The sequence below is a fragment of the Streptomyces sp. SID13726 genome (assembly GCF_010548375.1).
Lineage (GTDB): Bacteria > Actinomycetota > Actinomycetes > Streptomycetales > Streptomycetaceae > Streptomyces.
This window is the reverse complement of sequence record NZ_JAAGLY010000028.1, coordinates 17,015-34,529: the sequence shown is the minus strand read 5'-3', so window position 1 is coordinate 34,529 and position 17,515 is coordinate 17,015. Positions and strand designations below refer to the sequence as shown.

Sequence of the window (17,515 nt, the reverse complement as noted above, 5' to 3'; positions counted from 1 at the left end):
GGAGTCTCGTCGGCACGCGCCCGTCAACTCCGTGATTCGCAATACGACCGCCTCTATGCGGTCAGCCACGGCAAGGGAGAGAACGCGCCACACGGCGCTCTTCTGCTTTGGCGCCGGGCAAATGATCAAACGATCTATAACCATACGCACCCGTCGCCCCCGAAGGCAAACCGATCCCCGCTGATGTAGCCGAGGTCACTCGGGCGCTTCCACCGTCACACCGGCGACCCGGCGGTGGGCGCCGGCTCCCGCTGCCCCAGCTGCGTCCCCGGCTCCGGCGGCGCCGACGAGGACGGCTCGGCGGGCGGCGGGGAGGGGGTGGGCGAGGCGGGCGGCTCGCTCGGCGCGGGCGGCTCCGGATCGGGCGTACGGGTGGGCGCCGGGTCGGTCTTCGTCGCCGAGGGCACCGGCTTCACGGACTTGCCCGGCTTGGCCCCGGCCGAGGCCGACGCCCCTGCCGAGGCGGACGCGGAAGGCGAGGCCGACTCGTCCCCGTCCTTCCCCTTGCCCGGCTTCCCGTGCTTGCCGTCCGGGCCCGCCCCGCCGAATCCGGCGGCAGCGCCCGGGGCCGCGGCCCCGCCGTCCGGCGCGGCTCCGCCCCGCTCACCGGCGGAGTGCGACGGCTTCGCGCCCCCGCCTCCGTCGTCCCCGCCCACGCTCATGCAACCCGCGGCGGCGGCGACGGCCATGACCGTGGCGGCCAGACGGACGGGTACGTACAAGGGGCGCACGAGCAGCCACCTCCGAGGGCGGTCGTCAAAGAGTCAACCTGCCCAACTCCCGCCGCCCACAAGAGGACACGCGCCCCGGCTATCCGTACCCGAGTGCGTGCAGCCGCGCGTCGTCGATCCCGAAGTGATGGGCGATCTCGTGCACCACCGTCACCTCGGTCTCCGCGACGACCTCGTCCCGCGTCGCGCACATCCTGAGGGTCGGCCCCCGGTAGATCGTGATCCGGTCCGGCAGCACCCCGGCGTACCACTCGCCCCGGTCGGTCAGCGGAGTCCCCTCGTACAGCCCGAGCAGCTCGGGATCGTCCGCCGGCGGTTCGTCCTCGACGAACACCGCGACGTTGTCCATCAGCCGCGTCAACTCCGGCGGAATCCGGTCCAGCGCCTCGGACACCAGTTCCTCGAACTCCTCGCGCGTCATCTCCAGCACAACCCCATTCTCCGGTACGACCCCGTCGTACGAGAGTCAGGAGCGCGCCCGCATATCCGCGCGCGCACTTGGGCATACGGGACCAATGGCCCGCGTCCCCGCCGCAGCCCGGAAGATCCTGACCGCCGTACAGAAGCCTCCGCACGCCCTGACCCGGCACTACGCCCGGCGCCGTTCGCACCCGTCGGCGCAGCTCGTCAGCCCGCCGCACCCGTGGGCCCGGGCCCTCGGCCTGGTCGCCGTGGTGCTGCTGGGCGCCTGGCTCGGTCTGCTGATCGTCGGCAACGTCCGGGTCCCGGTCGGCCCCATGAACACGACGATGACGCTGCGCCCGTCCCTGTCCGGCGGCACGAAGATCAACGTGTCCCCGCTCGGCGCGCTCCAGCTGGACAGCCACCAGGCCCCGGTCCGCCTCGACGTCAACGTCGACCAGCTGGACCCGGAGCGCGCCCAGGCCCTCGTCGACCACCCGGAGCGGCTGTCCGGCCTCCAGGAGGAGGTCGCCTCCGACGTCGAGCACGGCACCCTCGACCTGGCCGTGCGCTCCTGCGTCGCCGTGGTGTCCGGCGCCACGGCCCTCGGTCTCGCGGTCTACCGCCGCCCCCGCCGCGCCCTCGCCGCCGGCGGCCTCGCCCTGACCCTCCTGGCGGCCTCGGGCGGCACGGCGTACGCCACCTGGAACCCGGAGTCCGTCCTCGAACCGAAGTTCTCCGGCCTGCTCTCCTCGGCCCCGTCCCTGGTCGGCAACGCCCGCAGCATCGTCACCGAATTCGACGTCTACCAGAAGGAGCTGGCCCGCCTGGTGACGAACGTGACGAAGCTCTACGACGTCACGTCCACGCTCCCCGCCTACCAGCCGGACCCCACCACCATCCGGGTCCTGCACGTCTCCGACATCCATCTGAACCCGGCGAGCTGGAAGATCATCGCCTCGCTGGTGGAGCAGTACGAGGTCAACGTGATCGTCGACTCCGGCGACACCATGGATCACGGTACGGCGGCGGAGAACGGCTTCCTCGACCCGATCCCGGACCTCGGGGCGCCCTATGTCTGGGTGCGCGGCAACCACGACTCGCTCACCACCCAGCGGTACATGGAGGGCCTCAAGCGGGTCCACGTCCTCGACAACGGCGAGGCGGAGACGATCGCCGGGCTGCGCTTCGCCGGCATGGGCGATCCCCAGTTCACCCCCGACCGCTCCACGAACCCGGGCGCAGACCAGTCCCAGGAGGCGGCGGGCGCCCGTCTGGCCGCGGCCCTGCGGGAGCAGAAGGCCGCCGGAACCCCGGTCGACCTCGCGATCGCACACGAACCCTCGGCCGCCCGCGAGGTCGACGGCGAGGTGCCGATGATCCTGTCGGGCCACCTCCACCACCAGGAGATGGAGGTCATGAAGAAGGGCACCCGGCTGCGGGTGGAGGGCTCGACCGGCGGCAGCGGACTGCGCGCCGTCGAGGGCAAGTACCCCGACCCCATCGAGGCATCGATCCTCTACATGGACCGCGACACCCGCCGCCTCCAGGCCTGGGACGAGATCAAGCTCGGCGGCCTCGGTCTCACGACGGCGGAGGTCAGCCGCCACCTCCCGGAGGACAACCTGCCGGGGGCGACCCCCACCCCGAACCCGTCACCCGCGGGCAGCCCTTAAACCGTTTTGGCGATACCTCCCGGCATCCCATATGCTTCTCACGTCCCCGACGCGCTGAGAAGCGCCCAGGCGGGCCGATAGCCCTCATCGTCTAGCGGCCTAGGACGCCGCCCTTTCAAGGCGGTAGCACGGGTTCGAATCCCGTTGGGGGCACGCAACACCGTGTGCGACACTGTTCGCACACAAAGCTTGGTCCTGTGGAGCAGTTTGGAGTGCTCGCCACCCTGTCAAGGTGGAGGCCGCGGGTTCAAATCCCGTCAGGACCGCTGAGGTTTCTTCGGAACCTCTCGGCTGGGTAGCTCAGTTGGTACGAGCGACCGCCTGAAAAGCGGTAGGTCGCCGGTTCGACCCCGGCCCCAGCCACAGCACAGACCCCGATCTCCGGATCGGGGTCTTGTTGTATGTGTTCCAGGGACCAGGGTGGGGACGATGAAGCAGGACGACGGTCTGGAGCTGGCCCGCGCGCGGTACGGGCTGTTCGCGGTACTGGCCAGCAATCTCGCGATCGCCGGGGTCGCGGTCATCGGGGTCTGGCGGCTCGACGGCGACAAGGCGGTGATCGTCGGAGTCCTCACCGCCGCCTTCACCGCGGTCAGCAGCATGACCACCGCCTATCTCGGCATCAAGGCCGTCTCCAACACCGCGAAGTCCATCGCCCTGCGCGAGACGCGCGAGCCCGCACCGGCCTCGCCGCCCGCCCAGCGGACCCCCTGACCCACGGCCGCACCGCCGGCGACCGCACCGCCGGCGGCAAAACCGTTCGCCACGAATTTCCCGGGGATGAGATCCTGGATCGCGTATGTCTACGCACCCTGCCCCCGCCCCCGGCACCCCCGCCTTCGCGGATCTCGCCGCCCGCCTGACCGAGCTGACCCTGCGTGACGCGCAACGGCTCGGGCGCAGGCTCGAAGGCGCGCGCCGGATCCGCAAGCCGGAGGCGCGGACCGCCGTGCTGGCCGAGATCGAGGCGGAGGTCGGCAAGGGCGAGGAGCGCATGAGCGCGCGACGCGCGCGCGTGCCCTCCGTGTCGTATCCCGAGCAGCTGCCGGTCAGCCAGAAGAAGGACGAGATCGCGGCCGCCATCCGCGATCACCAGGTCGTGATCGTGGCCGGTGAGACCGGCTCCGGCAAGACCACCCAGATCCCGAAGATCTGCCTGGAGCTGGGCCGGGGCGTGCGCGGCATGATCGGGCACACCCAGCCCCGCCGGATCGCCGCCCGCACGGTCGCCGAGCGGGTCGCCGAGGAGCTGGACACCCCGCTCGGCGAAGCCGTCGGCTGGAAGGTGCGGTTCACCGACCAGGTGAACCAGGACGGCACCTTCGTGAAGCTGATGACGGACGGCATCCTGCTCGCCGAGATCCAGACCGACCGCGAGCTGCGCGCCTACGACACGATCATCATCGACGAGGCCCACGAGCGGTCCCTCAACATCGACTTCCTGCTGGGGTACCTGGCGCAGCTGCTGCCGAAGCGTCCCGACCTCAAGGTCGTCATCACCTCCGCGACCATCGACCCGGAGCGCTTCTCCCGGCATTTCGGGGACGCCCCGATCGTCGAGGTCAGCGGCCGTACGTATCCGGTGGAGGTGCGGTACCGCCCGCTGCTGGAGGAGGACTCAGACGACTCCGACCGCGACCAGATCACCGCGATCTGCGATGCCGTGGAGGAGCTCCAGGGCGAGGGCAAGGGCGACATCCTGGTCTTCCTCTCCGGTGAGCGGGAGATCCGGGACACCGCGGACGCGCTCACGAAGAAGGCGTACCGCTTCACCGAGGTCCTCCCCCTCTACGCCCGCCTCTCGCACGCCGAGCAGCACCGCGTCTTCCAGCAACACACCGGGCGCAGGATCGTTCTGGCGACCAACGTCGCCGAGACCTCCCTCACCGTCCCGGGCATCAAGTACGTCATCGACCCCGGCTTCGCCCGCATCTCCCGCTACAGCCACCGCACCAAGGTCCAGCGGCTGCCCATCGAGGCGGTCTCGCAGGCCAGCGCCAACCAGCGCAAGGGCCGCTGCGGCCGTACCTCGGACGGCATCTGCATCCGGCTGTACAGCGAGGAGGACTTCGAGGCCCGCCCGGAGTTCACGGACGCGGAGATCCTGCGGACGAACCTCGCCTCCGTCATCCTCCAGATGACCGCGGCCGGCCTCGGGGACATCGAGAAGTTCCCGTTCATCGACCCGCCGGACCACCGCAACATCCGCGACGGCGTCCAACTCCTCCAGGAACTGGGCGCGTTGGACCCGGCCGAGAAGGACGTACGCAAGCGGCTCACGCAGACCGGCCGCAAGCTCGCCCAGCTGCCGGTCGACCCGCGCCTCGCGCGCATGGTCCTGGAGGCCGACAAGAACGGCTGTGTCCGCGAGGTCATGGTGATAGCCGCCGCGCTCTCCATCCAGGACCCGCGCGAGCGCCCGGCCGACAAGCAGACCCAGGCCGACCAGCAGCACGCCCGCTTCAAGGACGAGACCAGCGACTTCCTCGCCTACCTCAACCTGTGGCGGTACGTCCGCGAGCAGCAGAAGGAGCGCGGCTCGTCGTCCTTCCGCCGGATGTGCAAGCAGGAGTACCTGAACTTCCTGCGCATCCGCGAATGGCAGGACATCTACACGCAGTTGAGGACCGTCGCCAAGCAGATGGGCATCCATCTGAACGAAGAGGACGCGGCCGACCAGTCCGTCCATGTCTCCCTCCTCGCCGGCCTGCTCTCCCACATCGGGATGAAGGACGTGAAGGACGGCAACAAGAACGAGTATCTGGGCGCCCGCAGCGCCAAGTTCGCGATCTTCCCGGGCTCGGCGCTCTTCAAGAAGCAGCCGCGGTTCGTCATGTCGGCGGAGCTGGTGGAGACTTCGCGCCTCTGGGCCCGGGTCAACGCCAAGATCGAGCCCGAGTGGGTCGAGCCGCTCGCGGAACACCTGCTGAAGCGGACGTACTCCGAACCGCACTGGGAGAAGGACCAGGCCGCGGTGATGGCGTACGAGAAGGTCACGCTGTACGGCGTTCCGATCGTCGCCCAGCGGAAGGTGAACTACGGCCGGATCGACCCGGAGTCGAGCCGCGAGCTTTTCATCCGCAACGCCCTCGTCGAGGGTGACTGGCGCACCCACCACAAGTTCTTCGCCGACAACCGCAAGCTGCTGAGCGAGGTCGAGGAACTCGAACACCGCGCCCGGCGCCGGGACATCGTGGTCGACGACGACACCCTCTTCGACTTCTACGACCAGCGGGTGCCCGAACACGTCGTCTCCGGCGCCCACTTCGACTCATGGTGGAAGCGGAAGCGGCACGAGCAGCCGGAGTTCCTGGACTTCGAGCGCGAGATGCTCATCCGGGAGTCGGCGGAGGCGGTCACCAAGGACGACTATCCCGACTCCTGGCGGCAGGGACCGCTCAAGTTCCGGGTGACGTACCAGTTCGAGCCGGGTGCGGACGCGGACGGTGTGACGGTCCACGTCCCGCTCCACGTCCTGAACCAGGTGAAGGACGAGGGCTTCGACTGGCAGATCCCGGGCCTGCGCGAGGAGTTGGTGACGGAGCTGATCCGCTCGCTCCCCAAGCCGATCCGCCGCAACTACGTGCCGGCGCCGAACTTTGCGAAGCGGTTCCTCGATACGGCCGTCCCGCTCCAGGAACCCCTGACGGTCACGATGGCCCGCGAGTTGAAGCGCATGGTCGGAGTGCCCTTCGAGGCCGACGACTTCGACCAGTCGCGGATTCCGGAGCACCTGCGCATCACCTTCCGGATCGTCGACGAGCGGCGCCGGAAGCTGGCGGAGGACAAGGACCTGGAGGCACTGCGGCTCCAACTCAGGCCGAAGGCACGCCAGGCGCTCTCCCAGGCAGCCGCGGCGACCGCTTCCCGCGAGGGCGGCGAGTCCCTGGAGCGCAAGGGGCTGACGGACTGGACGATCGGCTCCCTGACCCGGGTCTTCGAGACGCGGCGGGCCGGTCAGCCGGTGAAGGCGTACCCGGCGCTGGTGGACGACGGCGACACCGTCTCCGTCCGCCTCTTCGACACCGAGGCCGAGCAGGCCGAGGCGATGTGGAAGGGCACGCGGCGGCTGATCGTGCGCAACATCCCGGTGAATCCGGCGAAGTTCGCGTCCGAGAAGCTGACGAACCCGCAGAAGCTCGCGCTGTCGGCGAATCCGCACGGCTCCATCCAGGCCCTGTTCGACGACTGCGCGACCGCGGCGGCGGACAAGCTGATCGGGGACTTCGGAGGGCCGGCGTGGGACGAGGAGTCGTACCGCAAGCTCTACGAGAAGGTGCGCTCGGAGATCGTCGACACCACGGTCCGTACGGTCGGGCAGGTGCAGCAGGTACTCGCCGCCTGGCAGGCCTGTGAACGGCGCCTGAAGGCCGTACGGAGCCCGGCGCTGCTGGCGAACCTGGCGGACGTACGGGCGCAGCTGGACGCGCTGGTGAAGCCGGGCTTCGTGACGGCGACGGGGTTGCGCCGTCTCCCGGACCTGATGCGCTACCTGGTCGCGGCGGACCGGCGTCTCCAGCAGATGGCGACGAACGTCCAGCGGGACACGACCCGTATGGAGAAGGTCCACGAGATGCAGGACGAGTACGCCTGGCTCCTGGAGCAGCTCCCGCAGGGCCGGCCCGTGCCGCAGCAGGTCCGGGACGTCCGCTGGATGATCGAGGAGCTGAGGGTCAGCTATTTCGCCCACGCGCTCGGCACGGCCTACCCGGTCTCCGACAAGCGGATCGTGAAGACGATCGACACCCTCGCACCGTAACGGCACCCGCACACAGGGTGAGTTCGACCAGGACCCGCCTGCTCCTGTACAGTCCTTCTCGCAGCGCAACGCAGCAATCGCACTGCGAAACCTGGTCCTGTGGAGCAGTTTGGAGTGCTCGCCACCCTGTCAAGGTGGAGGCCGCGGGTTCAAATCCCGTCAGGACCGCAGTAAGAAGTCAGGCCCGCATCCCGGCTAGGGACGCGGGCCTTCTTCATGCACCGCCACATGCACCGCTCGCCGCCCTGTCAAGGTGGAGGCCGCGCCCGCGGCGCAGCCGCAATCGGGCACAGCAAATCCCGTCAGGACCGCAGTGAGGAAGTCAGGCCCGCATCCCGGTAAGGGAAGCGGGCCTTCTTCGTGTGCGTGGAAGCCTGGCCCGTGGCTTGGCGGCGCCCACGCCATCTTGACGGCGTCTCCAACCCCCGGTACCCAGAAACCAGGGCCCCGTTCCCCGTGGAGCCCTGGAGGTGGCGTATGGCGGCATCGGTCAGGCACGAGACGCGGGCGCTGCTCCGCGCGCATCTGTCGGCCGCGTCGTCGTATCGGCATCTGACCCGGCACTGCCCGATCTGCCACCGCCTGCTGCGGCTGGCGATGGACTCCGCCCCGCGGGCCGCCGCGGTGCCGGACGAGGCCGTGGAGGACGAGAGCGCCTCCCCGGCGTAACTCCCCTTAGCGCACGGGAGGTAGGGGCAACAAGGACTCTGGCGTGTGACGGGAGTCACCGCATGAGTTTTTGAAACCGTGGAACTTACCACTCCCCTACAACTGGTCAATTTAATATGTGCAATTGCACTACTGATCACACCTGTGTCAGCGGTCGGTCAGGACCCCGTCAGGGGCCGCCTCACAGGAGATCCGACACCCCTCCCCAGACTCCGACAAGCCCGCTCACAGGACCGCCGTCCGTCCACGATCCGCGCACAAAAAAGATCGCGCTGGACTCGGCGGAGTCCAGCGCGATCGACGACGAGGTTGAGAATGGGCCCTGTTGGGGCAGGACCCGCGTCGCTTGTAGCCAGTGTTCGGACGCCGCGGCCAGCTGGGGGGCGGGCCGGTTTGTCCGGTTATTCAGTTGTTCAGGCCTCGCTGCGCTGCTGCGGGATACCCGCGAGCAGAGCGCGGACCTCGGCCTCGCGGTAACGGCGGTGCCCGCCGAGCGTGCGGATGGACGTGAGCTTGCCGGCCTTCGCCCACCGCGTGACCGTCTTCGGGTCCACACGGAACATGGTGGCGACCTCAGCCGGGGTCAGCAGCGGCTCGGCATCAGGGGTGCGAGCGGTCATGAGCGGCCTCCTCGGGAGAACCGATCGTTCTCGGTTCTTTCCTCTAAATTCTGCACCTTGACCCGCGTTGCCCGAAATGGCGGACGCGAGTCGAGTCGGTTATAGGACGAACGGCTTGTCCTCGGCACTACAACTACACCATCTGTCCAGCCGCGTCGGCCAAACCGATGGAATTGCCCCCCAGACGTTCATCGGCGACGGAAGCCGATGGACCATGCCATAGCGGACAGTCACGCCACTGTGACGATCAGTCACAGAGCGATCAGGAGTCACCAGACCCCCCAAAGCGGAACCTCCCCCGGGCCCCTTGTCCTATTTTGGCATGAGGAGGGGGAAGAGATGCAAGAGCCGGGTACGTGCGGTCCGTCACGCTTGTCCCTTGTTGGTGGGACATCAGCGAAACCTCGTGACACCTTGACCGAGGACGAAACCCCAAAACGGACGGCACGTCAAACGTCAGTTCGCCGAGCGCCGGTCCCTGACGCCCCGCCAGCGCTCCACGAGCCGCCCGTACGCCTCCCCCGCAGCGGCCCCGTCGCCGTGCCTGAGCGCCTCGATGCCCTCGGCCACGTCCGCGGCCGAGTGGTCGTCCTCCAGCTCGCCCGGCGGCAGCACATGCACCAGGCCGCCGTAGTCCAGCTCGACCAGCGAGCGCGGGTGGAACTCCTCCAGCCAGCGCCCCACGTCGATCAGGCCGTCGATGAGCGGCCCCTGGTCGATGGCGTCCTTGAGGGTCCTCAGCGCCCGCGCCACCCGCCGCCGGGCCTGCACCATCGGCGTGCGGTAGCGCAGCATCGGCGGGATCTCGCCCGAGCCCTTGTCGAAGCGTCGCTCCTCGTCGCCGACCAGCACGAACCAGTTCAGCGGCACCTGCCAGGTCGCGGTCCGGATCCAGGGCCGGGCGTCCGGGTTGCGGGCCAGCCAGCGCTCGTAGTCCTGGGCGGCCTGGAGGCGTACGACCTCGGGCAGCACCGCGTCCAGGACCGGGGCCGGCAGGTCCTCCCCGAGTTCCTCCAGGGCCTGCCAGCCGCGCAGCCGGGTGCGCCAGGGGCACACGCAGACCACGCCGTCCACGTCGAGCACGAAGGCGTCGCTGCTCTCGTGCACCGGCACCGGGATCGGCGGGGTGGGCAGCAAGTCGGCCAGGGAGCGGCGCAGTTCGTCCTGGTACGACGGACGGTCCGGGCGGCGGGCGTAACGCGCCCAGTGGCCGCGTTCGGGCTCGGGGAAGGCGGCCAGTGGTTCGTACACACGCAGATAGGTCGCGTACGGGACGATCACCGAGGACACCTTGGGCACGCCTGCTCTCTCCCCCGCCGCCTGCCGGGAAAACCTGCGAAACCCGCACACAAACGCGCGGGAAAACTATGCAAATCGTCGCACGCCCGCAGACCACGGGAAGGTGATCCTGAGCACTGCACGGTCTCGGGGCGCCACAAGCCCTAATCTCGTGCTCACAGGCCCCGCCACCCGTACGGGACGCCTGCACCGATCGCCGAAACTTACCCAGGAGTCACCACAGTGACCGACGTAACCGGCGCCGCTGCCGATGTGCTGCACACCCTGTTCCACTCGGACCAGGGCGGCCACGAGCAGGTCGTGCTCTGCCAGGACCGCAGGAGCGGCCTCAAGGCCGTCATCGCCCTCCACTCCACCGCGCTGGGCCCCGCGCTCGGCGGGACGCGCTTCTACCCGTACGCGAGCGAGCAGGAGGCCGTCGCCGACGCGCTGAACCTCGCGCGCGGGATGTCGTACAAGAACGCCATGGCCGGGCTCGACCACGGCGGTGGCAAGGCCGTGATCATCGGGGACCCCGAGCGCGACAAGAGCGAGGAACTGCTCCTCGCCTACGGCCGTTTCGTCGCCTCGCTCGGCGGGCGCTACGTCACCGCGTGCGATGTCGGCACCTATGTCGCCGACATGGACGTCGTCGCACGTGAGTGCCGCTGGACGACCGGCCGCTCACCGGAGAACGGCGGCGCCGGCGACTCCTCCGTCCTCACCGCCTTCGGCGTCTACCAGGGCATGCGGGCCAGCGCGGCGCACCTGTGGGGCGACCCCTCGCTGCGCGGCCGCAAGGTCGGCGTCGCCGGTGTCGGCAAGGTCGGGCACCACCTGGTGGAGCACCTGCGGGGCGAGGGCGCCGAGGTCGTGATCACGGACGTGCGCGAGGAGGCCGTACGACGGATGCTCGACACGTATCCGGGGCAGCTGACCGCCGTCGCCGACACCGAGGCGCTGATCCGCACCGAGGGCCTGGACATCTACGCCCCCTGCGCGCTCGGCGGGGCCCTGAACGACGACTCCGTGCCCGTGCTGACCGCGCGGATCGTCTGCGGCGCCGCCAACAACCAGCTCGCGCACCCGGGCGTCGAGAAGGACATCGCCGACCGCGGCATCCTCTACGCGCCGGACTACGTCGTGAACGCCGGCGGGGTCATCCAGGTCGCCGACGAACTGCACGGGTTCGACTTCGAGCGGTGCAGGGCGAAGGCGGCGAAGATCTACGACACCACGCTCGCGATCTTCGCACGTGCGAAGGAAGACGGGATTCCGCCGGCCGCCGCGGCCGACCGGATCGCCGAGCAGCGGATGCACGAGGCGGCCGCGGGACGGGCTCGCTGAGGTTTGACCGGTACCCGTCGGCGCACACTTGGAGAGAACTCTCACGTTCGTCGGCGGGTCGGCCGCGAAGAAGTGGTTAAAATCGCGGTTGACCAGCGAGGACGGGGCTCCTCGCCGGTTCTGGGGCCGGGCACGTCCTGCGGGCGACGTACCGTATGGGCGCGGGCTCAGGTACCGTGGAAGCCCTACGGACCGGTCTCTCTGCGGAGAGCCCGTTCCAGATCATGAACGCGTGTCAAGACTCTGGGGCCACCGAGCCCCGTATCCGAGGGGGTCGAGCCATGGGGCGCGGCCGGGCAAAGGCCAAGCAGACGAAGGTCGCCCGCCAGCTGAAGTACAGCAGCGGCGGGACTGACCTCTCGCGTCTGGCCAATGAGCTGGGCGCTTCGACTTCGAGCCAGCCGCCGAATGGCGAGCCGTTCGAGGACGACGACGAGGAAGACGACCCGTACGCCCAGTACGCGGATCTCTACAACGACGACGAGGACGAGGACGACGAGTCCGGTCCGACGTCTCAACACCGCCGCGGCGCTTGACGCTCTAGCTGTGCTTGACCCGGTCCGAGTGGTCCACACCACCGGACCGGGTTTTGCGCTGCCTCGCGACTTTATGCGCTGCCATGGCGGCCTTATACGGCGTAGTCGCCCACCAACTCGGCGCCGGTCTCCTTGTCGCCGCGGTCGGTGATCTCGCCCGCGATCCAGGACTCGACCCCGCGGTCGGCCAGGGTCGCCAGCGCCACGTCCACCGACTCCTCGGGGACGATGGCGATCATGCCCACGCCCATGTTGAGGGTCTTCTCCAGCTCCAGGCGCTCGACCTGACCCGTCCTGCCGACGAGGTCGAAGATCGGGTCCGGGGTCCAGGTGGCGCGGTCGACGATCGCGTGCAGCTCGTCGGGGACGACCCGGGCCAGGTTGGCCGCCAGGCCGCCGCCGGTGACGTGCGAGAAGGCGTGCACCTCGGCCGTGCGGATCAGGGCCAGGCAGTCCAGCGAGTAGATCTTGGTGGGCTCCAGGAGCTCCTCGCCGAGCGTGCGGCCCAGCTCGTCGATCCGGGCGTCCAGGGCGAGGCCCGCTTCGTTCAGGAGCACATGCCGCACGAGCGAGTACCCGTTCGAGTGAAGACCCGAGGCCGCCATGGCGATGACCGCGTCACCCTTACGGATGCGATCCGCGCCGAGCAGCCGGTCGGCCTCCACGACGCCCGTACCGGCGCCGGCGACGTCGAAGTCGTCCGGGCCCAGCAGGCCGGGGTGCTCGGCCGTCTCACCGCCCACCAGGGCGCAGCCGGCCAGCACACAGCCCTCGGCGATGCCCTTGACGATCGCGGCGACCCGCTCGGGGTGGACCTTGCCGACACAGATGTAGTCGGTCATGAACAGCGGCTCGGCACCGCACACCACGATGTCGTCCATGACCATCGCGACCAGGTCGTGGCCGATCGTGTCGTAGACGCCCAACTGGCGCGCGATGTCGACCTTGGTGCCCACGCCGTCGGTCGCGGAGGCGAGCAGGGGACGGTCGTAGCCCTTGAGGGCGGAGGCGTCGAAGAGGCCGGCGAAACCGCCGAGGCCGCCGAGGACCTCGGGGCGCTGCGTCTTCTTCACCCACTCCTTCATGAGTTCCACGGCGCGGTCGCCCGCTTCGATGTCGACGCCCGCGGCTGCGTAGCTGGCACCAGTTGTCTCAGACATGACGGTGAGAACTTTCGTGTCGTACTGCAGGTATGACGGGCTGCCTACGGGCGACGGATCGCGTCGACAGCGGCCGTGGCCGCCGTGCCGGCGGCCAGCTCGGTCTCCAGGAGCTGCTTGCCGAGCAGCTCGGGGTCCGGGAGCTCCATCGGGTACTCGCCGTCGAAGCAGGCGCGGCAGAGGTTCGGCTTGGCGATGGTGGTCGCCTCGATCATGCCGTCGATGGAGATGTACGCCAGGGAGTCGGCGCCCAGCGAGGTGCCGATCTCGTCGATGGTCATGCCGTTGGCGATGAGCTCCGCGCGGGTGGCGAAGTCGATGCCGAAGAAGCAGGGCCACTTGACCGGCGGCGAGGAGATCCGGATGTGGACCTCGGCGGCGCCCGCCTCGCGGAGCATGCGGACCAGGGCGCGCTGGGTGTTGCCGCGCACGATCGAGTCGTCGACGACGACCAGACGCTTGCCCTTGATGACTTCCTTGAGGGGGTTCAGCTTGAGTCGGATGCCCAGCTGGCGGATGGTCTGTGACGGCTGGATGAAGGTCCGGCCGACGTAGGCGTTCTTCACGAGACCCGCACCGAAGGGGATCCCGCTCGCCTCGGCGTAGCCGATGGCCGCCGGGGTGCCGGACTCCGGGGTCGCTATGACCAGGTCCGCCTCGACCGGGGCTTCCTTCGCGAGCTTGCGGCCCATCTCCACGCGGGAGAGGTACACGTTCCGGCCGGCGATGTCGGTGTCGGGGCGCGCAAGATAGACGTACTCGAAGACACAGCCCTTGGGCTTCGCTTCCGCGAATCGGGAGCTGCGCAGACCGTTCTCGTCGATGGCGATGAACTCGCCCGGCTCGATCTCACGGACGAAGCTCGCGCCGCAGATGTCGAGGGCGGCGCCCTCGGAGGCGACGACCCAGCCGCGCTCCAGGCGGCCGAGGACCAGCGGGCGGATGCCCTGCGGGTCGCGGGCGGCGTAGAGCGTGTGCTCGTTCATGAAGACGAGGGAGAAGGCGCCGCGGACCTGCGGGAGGACCTTCGGGGCGGCCTCTTCCACGGTCAGCGGCTTGCCGTCCTGGTCGACCTGGGCCGCGAGGAGCGCGGTCAGCAGGTCGGTGTCGTTGGTGGCGGCCACACGCGGGCTGCGGCCCTCCTGCTTGGGCAGGTCGGCGACCATCTCGGCGAGCTGCGCCGTGTTGACCAGGTTGCCGTTGTGGCCGAGCGCGATGGAACCGTGCGCGGTGGCACGGAACGTCGGCTGGGCGTTCTCCCACACGGAGGCGCCGGTGGTCGAGTAGCGGGCGTGACCGACCGCGATGTGACCCTGGAGCGAACCGAGAGAGGTCTCGTCGAAGACCTGGGAAACGAGGCCCATGTCCTTGAAGACGAGGATCTGGGAGCCGTTGCTGACCGCGATACCCGCGGATTCCTGGCCCCGATGCTGGAGGGCGTAGAGCCCGAAGTACGTGAGCTTGGCGACCTCTTCACCCGGAGCCCAGACACCGAAGACGCCACAAGCGTCCTGGGGGCCCTTCTCGCCGGGGAGCAGGTCGTGGTTGAGTCGTCCGTCACCACGTGGCACGGCACCGAGTGTAGGCGAGATCGACCACTGGTCCGAATTCGCGGAGAGTGGGCTTTCTTACTCCGCGCGGGCCGTAACGCTCTCGCCGGAGGCCGCGGTGAGCCGCAGAGAATCCCGTTTCTGCTGGTAGGAGACCTTGCCGGAGAGAATACCGGCGAGTTCGCGTTCGGTCTTCATGGCAGCCGGTCCACAGGTCATGCGCGTGGTCGCGAGGCGGCCGAAGTCGATGACGCCGCCCTTGACGACCGCCTCGCCACGGAAGGTGTTGCAGCCGAGGCTGCCGGTGACGGTGTCGTCCTTGCCGAGGGTGAGATGCGCCTTCGTGTCAATCACCCAGCGGGTGCCTTTCAGCGCCGGGGGCGCCTTCTCCCGGAGGGTGATGGTGTCGCCCTCCTGACTGGTCAGGGTGAGGGTCCTGGTGCCGTCGCGTTCGGTGACCTTCGCCTTGTGGGTGCCCTCGAAGACGCTGGTGAACTGTGCTTCGAACGCCCCGAGCGGGTCCGGACAGCCCATCAGCGTCTGCACGAGGTCGGTGATCCGTACGGTGTCGCCGTCGATCTCGGCGTCGGCGCCGATGCTGTTGCAGCCGACCGAGCCGCCGGAGTCGCCGCCTCCGACGTCCGGGTCGGCGGTGCCGGGGGCGAAGCCGATGTGGGCGTCCTCGGCGTTCTTCGGCAGGACGTACTCCTTGCCGTCCACGGTCACCTTCTGCGGCACCCACTCCACGTCCGCGATGCCGGTCGTCGAGGTGGTCTTCTCGCCGTCGACGATCGTGTCGTGCCCGGTACCGGATTCCGTGCCGCAGGCGGCCAGCAGCGTGGTGCCGACGGCGGCCAGGGCGGCGCATTTCACACGTGTCGTCCGCTTCATGGTTCTTGGACGCGTGAGGGGGGTGATGGGTTCAGTGTTCTTGGCGGCGGTGTTCTTGGCGGCGGTGTTCTTGGCGGCGGGGTGGATTTGCCGGGTGCCGGGCACATGGGCTGAGGCCCGCGCGCGGCCTCAGCCCGTCAGCGGGTCTCAGCCCATCAAGGGGAGCAGTGCGCCCAGGTCCGCCCGTTCTCCGCTCGCGCTGACCCTGGCCTCGTCGAGGGCGTCCTTCCATGCGGTCCGTCCGGTGGCCAGGCGGATCCAGGTCAGCGGGTCGGTCTCGACGACGTTCGGCGGGGTGCCGCGGGTGTGCTTCGGCCCCTCGACACACTGCACCACGGCGTACGGCGGGATCCGCACCTCGGTCGAGCCGCCGGGTGCCTTGGCCGCGAGCGCGTCGGCGAGCAGCCGGGTGCAGGCGGCGAGGGCCTGGCGGTCGTAGGCGATGTCGAGCCCGGGGACGGCGGCGTTCAGGTCGTCGGTGTGGACGACGAGTTCGACGGTACGGGTGACCAGGTAGTCAGCGAGGGGCAGCGCGCCGGCGTTGGTCGCGAGGAGCCGGGTGCCGGGGTGGGTGTCGAGCTGCTCGCCGAGGCGGTGCGCGATGTCGGCGAGGTAGGTGTCCAGGTCGGGGTGGAGCCTGACCTGCTCCCGGGTGAAGTCGTCGATGGCGGCGGAGTTGGCGACGGTCGCGAACGGCCAGTCCAGCAGCACGACGTCCTGCCGCGCCGGCTCCGGCAGCGCGAGCGCCCGCTCGATCGCCGTGACCGCCATCCCGATGTGCGCGACCAACTCCCGCACGGTCCAGACCCCCAACCGCGTCGGCGACGCGAACTGCTCGGGGGGCAGGGTGTGGACGGCGTTCCGCACGTTGGTCAGTTGAGCGTCGACGGCTTTGCGGATCTTGGCGGGGTCGTAGGAGCGGGCGCGCTTTTTGGGCGGGGGCATGGGGTCAGGGTAGGGGGGTGGGAGGGGCTGGGGTGGAGTGCCGGGGGGGGCGATCAGCTGTGGGAGGGGCTGGCGGGGCGGGCCGGGTGGGTCGGGCCGGGCGAACGGGGCCATCACCCCCTGTCCGACCCCGGCGGACCAGACAAGCGCAAGCCAAGCGGCGTCAGCAAAAGTGCCGTCGGTCGGTCCCGTCGGTCACGCCGAGCAGGCAGTCGGTCGCCCCGGACACCGTCACTCCCTGCGCCCGTACCCCGAGAGCCCCCCCTCCACCAGCGCGAAGGCCCGTTCCGCTCGCGTGGCTGCGTCCGCCGCGACCTCGTCCACCGTTTCGCCGGCGTCGATGCGGAGGTGGTGTTCCTCGACCAGGGCCTGGCGGGTGGCGGTGAGGGTGGCGGCGGTGATGAGGGAGAGGGTGCGGTCGCCGGTCTCCTCGATGAGCAGGTCGGCCAGTTCGCGGGCGCCCTTTTCCGCCGACAAGTAGGCCCGTTCGCACAGGACCGGCGTCGCCATGACCACCGCGCGGATACGGCGGGCGAAGGGCTCGGCGTTGAGGCCGATCGACGGGTCGCGGCCCTCGATCATCTCCAGGAACTGCCGGCGGACGGCCTCCACCGCGGACTCCCCGACCTCCCGCTCGCGCACGGCACGGGCCGCGTCGGAGAAGTGCTCCTCCATCGGCTTGAAGACCAAGTCCTCTTTCGTGCCGAAGTAGTTGAAGACGGTCATCTTGGAGACCTCGGAGGCGTCGGCGATCTCCTGGACCGAGACGGCGTCGAACCCCTTCTCGTGGAACAGCGCCACCGCGGTCCGGTAGATCCGCATCCCGGTCTGCAACTTCTTGCGCTCGCGCAGCCCCATCGCCTCAGCAGCCATGCCATCACTGTACCAAGATGAATTTTGATCCCGGATAAAACATTGACTCGGTACATAAACACTGGGCATGGTGGTGCC

The 17,515-nt window shown here is 69.3% G+C and carries 15 protein-coding genes and 4 tRNA genes; 10 read left to right on the top strand and 9 right to left on the bottom strand.

From position 1 onward, the window contains the following. Positions 1-215: 215 nt before the first annotated feature. Together G3I78_RS40755 and G3I78_RS40750 are read right to left on the bottom strand one after the other, a co-directional pair. Positions 216-731 carry a hypothetical protein gene (locus G3I78_RS40755; RefSeq protein ID WP_164434377.1) on the bottom strand — a complete coding sequence of 172 codons (516 nt, stop codon included), beginning with the start codon at positions 729-731 and terminating at the stop codon, positions 216-218. A gap of 79 nt (positions 732-810) precedes the next feature. After that, positions 811-1,161 carry a metallopeptidase family protein gene (locus tag G3I78_RS40750; RefSeq protein WP_164434375.1) on the bottom strand — a complete coding sequence of 117 codons (351 nt, stop codon included), beginning with the start codon at positions 1,159-1,161 and terminating at the stop codon, positions 811-813. Positions 1,162-1,246: 85 nt separating this feature from the next. On the opposite strand from G3I78_RS40750, the gene G3I78_RS40745 reads away from it, so the two are divergent. The 8 genes from G3I78_RS40745 to G3I78_RS40710 all read left to right on the top strand — a co-directional run bounded on the left by G3I78_RS40745 (position 1,247) and on the right by G3I78_RS40710 (position 8,237). Continuing rightward, positions 1,247-2,809, top strand: coding sequence for a metallophosphoesterase (locus G3I78_RS40745; protein WP_164434373.1), 1,563 nt, complete (start codon positions 1,247-1,249; stop codon positions 2,807-2,809). Between the two features lie 80 nt (positions 2,810-2,889). Beyond that, positions 2,890-2,962, top strand: a tRNA-Glu gene (locus tag G3I78_RS40740). A 38-nt stretch (positions 2,963-3,000) separates the two neighbouring features. Beyond that, positions 3,001-3,075 (top strand) — tRNA-Asp (locus G3I78_RS40735). 23 nt (positions 3,076-3,098) lie between these two features. After that, positions 3,099-3,172: transfer RNA gene (locus G3I78_RS40730), tRNA-Phe, on the top strand. A gap of 66 nt (positions 3,173-3,238) precedes the next feature. Beyond that, a complete protein-coding gene (locus G3I78_RS40725) occupies positions 3,239-3,523 on the top strand; it encodes a hypothetical protein (RefSeq protein ID WP_164434371.1) in 285 nt (94 codons plus the stop codon). Between the two features lie 85 nt (positions 3,524-3,608). Then, positions 3,609-7,568, top strand: a complete 3,960-nt coding sequence (gene hrpA / locus G3I78_RS40720) for an ATP-dependent RNA helicase HrpA (RefSeq protein ID WP_164434370.1) — start codon at positions 3,609-3,611, stop codon at positions 7,566-7,568. Between the two features lie 93 nt (positions 7,569-7,661). Then, a tRNA-Asp gene (locus tag G3I78_RS40715) sits at positions 7,662-7,736 on the top strand. A gap of 309 nt (positions 7,737-8,045) precedes the next feature. Further along, on the top strand, positions 8,046-8,237 hold the full coding sequence (locus G3I78_RS40710; protein ID WP_164434368.1) for a DUF6274 family protein: 192 nt from the start codon (positions 8,046-8,048) through the stop codon (positions 8,235-8,237). Between the two features lie 413 nt (positions 8,238-8,650). Here G3I78_RS40710 and bldC read toward each other — a convergent pair whose 3' ends face one another. Beyond that, a complete protein-coding gene (bldC, locus tag G3I78_RS40705; RefSeq protein WP_003949541.1) occupies positions 8,651-8,857 on the bottom strand; it encodes a developmental transcriptional regulator BldC in 207 nt (68 codons plus the stop codon). A 456-nt stretch (positions 8,858-9,313) separates the two neighbouring features. Then, entirely contained in the window at positions 9,314-10,156 is an 843-nt protein-coding gene (locus tag G3I78_RS40700) for a hypothetical protein (protein WP_164434366.1), read from the bottom strand. Between the two features lie 222 nt (positions 10,157-10,378). Here G3I78_RS40700 and G3I78_RS40695 point away from each other — a divergent pair, with 222 nt between their 5' ends. After that, positions 10,379-11,482, top strand: coding sequence for a Glu/Leu/Phe/Val dehydrogenase dimerization domain-containing protein (locus tag G3I78_RS40695; RefSeq protein WP_164434364.1), 1,104 nt, complete (start codon positions 10,379-10,381; stop codon positions 11,480-11,482). Positions 11,483-11,763: 281 nt separating this feature from the next. Beyond that, positions 11,764-12,018 (top strand): DUF3073 domain-containing protein, encoded by a 255-nt coding sequence (locus G3I78_RS40690; RefSeq protein ID WP_164434362.1) that lies wholly within the window; start codon positions 11,764-11,766, stop codon positions 12,016-12,018. A gap of 92 nt (positions 12,019-12,110) precedes the next feature. Here G3I78_RS40690 and purM read toward each other — a convergent pair whose 3' ends face one another. The 5 genes from purM to G3I78_RS40665 all read right to left on the bottom strand — a co-directional run bounded on the left by purM (position 12,111) and on the right by G3I78_RS40665 (position 17,437). Continuing rightward, positions 12,111-13,178, bottom strand: coding sequence for a phosphoribosylformylglycinamidine cyclo-ligase (gene purM / locus G3I78_RS40685; RefSeq protein ID WP_164434361.1), 1,068 nt, complete (start codon positions 13,176-13,178; stop codon positions 12,111-12,113). Between the two features lie 44 nt (positions 13,179-13,222). Then, complete coding sequence (gene purF / locus G3I78_RS40680; RefSeq protein WP_164434359.1) at positions 13,223-14,749, bottom strand: amidophosphoribosyltransferase; 1,527 nt, start codon at positions 14,747-14,749, stop codon at positions 13,223-13,225. A 57-nt stretch (positions 14,750-14,806) separates the two neighbouring features. Continuing rightward, a complete protein-coding gene (locus G3I78_RS40675; protein WP_164434358.1) occupies positions 14,807-15,619 on the bottom strand; it encodes an META domain-containing protein in 813 nt (270 codons plus the stop codon). Positions 15,620-15,766: 147 nt separating this feature from the next. Further along, the gene (locus tag G3I78_RS40670) at positions 15,767-16,564 is read right to left on the bottom strand and encodes a maleylpyruvate isomerase family mycothiol-dependent enzyme (protein ID WP_164434357.1); all 798 of its coding nucleotides are present in this window, start codon (positions 16,562-16,564) and stop codon (positions 15,767-15,769) included. Positions 16,565-16,795: 231 nt separating this feature from the next. Continuing rightward, positions 16,796-17,437 carry a TetR/AcrR family transcriptional regulator gene (locus tag G3I78_RS40665; RefSeq protein ID WP_164434356.1) on the bottom strand — a complete coding sequence of 214 codons (642 nt, stop codon included), beginning with the start codon at positions 17,435-17,437 and terminating at the stop codon, positions 16,796-16,798. Between the last annotated feature and the right edge of the window lie 78 nt (positions 17,438-17,515).